The organism is Candidatus Pelagibacter communis (assembly GCF_001180205.1).
Lineage (GTDB): Bacteria > Pseudomonadota > Alphaproteobacteria > Pelagibacterales > Pelagibacteraceae > Pelagibacter > Pelagibacter ubique_O.
This window is the reverse complement of record NZ_CVSU01000102.1, coordinates 1-2,520: the sequence shown is the minus strand read 5'-3', so window position 1 is coordinate 2,520 and position 2,520 is coordinate 1. Positions and strand designations below refer to the sequence as shown.

Genomic DNA, 2,520 nt, shown 5'->3' with positions numbered 1-2,520 from the left:
AAGATATGGGTTATCAGTGTAAATCGTGTGTTTATTGTCAGGCATCAGTCAGTCTATTATCCAGAAAAATTAAGGAAAAAAAAGTTGATGATGTTAAAAAATTTATAAAAGTTGGTGAGCAACTTTTTGAGGACGCAAAAGTAAGTATGGAAAAACATTGGAAAGATTTTAAAGAAATTTTAGATAAAAAAAATCTTTCAAGAAAAGAATGTTTGCTTTTACCTTTAAGAACTATTGCGAAAGCATTAAAAATATAAATGATCAAAATTACAAAACCATTATTGCAAAAAGCATTAATTGCAGGTTTTTTTTCTGCATTTACAATTGGTGTGCTAACAGTCCTTACTTATAAAAGTACACTAGGATATTTTATTGCAGCTTCATTCGGTTCCTCAATGGTTTTACTTTTTGGTTTTCCTGAAAGCCCATTTGCACAACCAAAGAATGTTTACTTTGGACATTTGGTAACCGCTTTAGTAGGAGTAATTTTTGTAAACTATATTCCGCTCCCTATTTATATCAATATTGCAGTTGCAGTAGGAGCTGGAGTTTTTTTAATGATTTTATTTAATATTGTTCACCCACCTGCTGGTGGAAATCCAATCATAGTTATCATTGGAAGTGCCTCTTATGATTATTTAATTAATCCGATAATTTTTGGTTGTATAATTATATTGTTATTAGCAATTGTAATTAACAAATATTTATTAAAAAAAAACTATCCACTTAAATAATTTAATGAATTCTAAATACAAAGTTTTAAAATATTCATCTGATAAGTTTGAAAATATAGATGATTTAATTTCAATTGAAGAACCATTGGAGATTTCATTAAAGTATAAAGAATCTGATAAATGGATAAATCAAAGTTTATCTATAACAATGAGAACTCCTGGCGATGATGAAGATCTTGTTAGAGGATTTTTATATAACGAGCAAATTATAACAAATATTAGTGATATTGACTCAATAGAAAGTTATGGAGATAAAGTTGGTCAATACAATATTCAAAATAAAATATTAGCCACTTTAAATAATTCTAAAAATATAAATATTTCAAAAATAAAAAGAGATTTTTTAACTAATTCCTCATGTGGTGTATGTGGAAAATCTTCTCTTGATGCTCTAGAAATAATTAAAAAAAATAAAACAAATCCATCAGAACCAAAAATCAAAAAAGAGGTAATTGTTAAATCGCCAGATATATTAAGAGAAGGACAATCAGAGTTCAGTAAGACAGGTGGAATTCATGCAAGTGGTCTTTTTAATAGTAATGGAGAATTGGTTGCTGTCAGAGAGGATGTGGGAAGACACAATGCTTTAGATAAACTTATTGGTTGTGCATTAAAGAACGATCAAATTGATCCTAAAAACCAATTTATAACATGCTCAGGCAGACTTAATTTTGAATTGGTTCAAAAGGTTTTGATGACAGATATAGGTATAATGATAGGCGTTGGTGCGCCAACTAGTCTTGCTATCGATTTAGCGAATAAATTTGACATTACCCTTGTTGGTTTCGTAAAGAGGGACAGTTTTAATATTTACACAAATAACAAAAAAGTTATTGTGGGCTAAATTAATAAAAGGGTATTTGTGTCAAAAAATATAAGCAATTTATCAGGCAGAATAGGCTTAAAAGATAACCTATTTAAGCAAATCTCAGAAAATACCTTAAGTAATAATCCACAAGATATTAAAGAAATTGCCAAAAAACATAATCTTGGAGTTTCAACTCTCCATGGCGCAGAATCCTTTTATGAATTTTTAAGACCTTCTCATAGAGAAAAAAAAGCGTTCGTTTGCAATGGTAGTGCATGCATGTGTGCAGGCACTCAAGACAAATTAAAAGATAAACTTAAAGAAAAACTAGGTGATGACAAAGTTGGAGAAATGTTCTGCTTAGGTCATTGTTATGAAAACCATGCATTTCATTATGATGGAGAAAATTATGCTGGCAAAGATATTGAAAAAATAGATCAAATTTTAAAGGGTGAGCAAATTAAACAAGATAAGTTTTTCTCGAAGAGTTATGCAACAACAAGTTTTTTAATGGATGACAAATTATCCTCAACAGATCAATTCAAAGAGCAATTAAGTAAATTTTTAAAAATAGATAAAAAAGAAATAGTAAAATCATTATTAGATTCAAATTTAACAGGAAGAGGTGGCGCAGGTTTTCCAACAGGAATGAAGTGGGATTTCTGCAGCAAAGCAAAAGGAGAAAAAAAATATGTTATCTGTAATGCAGATGAAGGGGACTCTGGTGCTTACTCAGACAGATACTTATTAGAAGACCAACCTTTAAAAGTTATTTTTGGAATGGTAATTTGTGGTTATGTGATAGGAAGCAATGAAGGAGTTTTATACATTAGAGGTGAATATCCAAAATCTATTGAAGCAATTAATGGCTGCATCAATGAACTTAAAAAATTAAATTTACTTGGTGAAAATATTTTAGGAACGGATTTTTCTTTTGATCTTGGAATTTGTATTGGTCAAGGTGCATATATTTGTGGA

3 protein-coding genes and 1 pseudogene are annotated in these 2,520 nt (G+C 29.4%); all 4 read left to right on the top strand.

Annotated elements, in window-relative coordinates; translation table 11 throughout:
- A pseudogene (locus tag AMO08_RS05810) lies at positions 1–257 on the top strand (iron-sulfur cluster assembly scaffold protein); the annotation flags it as partial.
- Complete coding sequence (locus tag AMO08_RS04650; protein WP_075485686.1) at positions 258–734, top strand: HPP family protein; 477 nt, start codon at positions 258–260, stop codon at positions 732–734.
- Positions 735–738: 4 nt separating this feature from the next.
- Positions 739–1,578, top strand: a complete 840-nt coding sequence (fdhD, locus tag AMO08_RS04645) for a formate dehydrogenase accessory sulfurtransferase FdhD (RefSeq protein WP_075485684.1) — start codon at positions 739–741, stop codon at positions 1,576–1,578.
- An 18-nt stretch (positions 1,579–1,596) separates the two neighbouring features.
- A partial coding sequence (locus AMO08_RS04640; RefSeq protein ID WP_179850750.1) for an NAD(P)H-dependent oxidoreductase subunit E occupies positions 1,597–2,520 on the top strand: 924 nt, incomplete at its 3' end.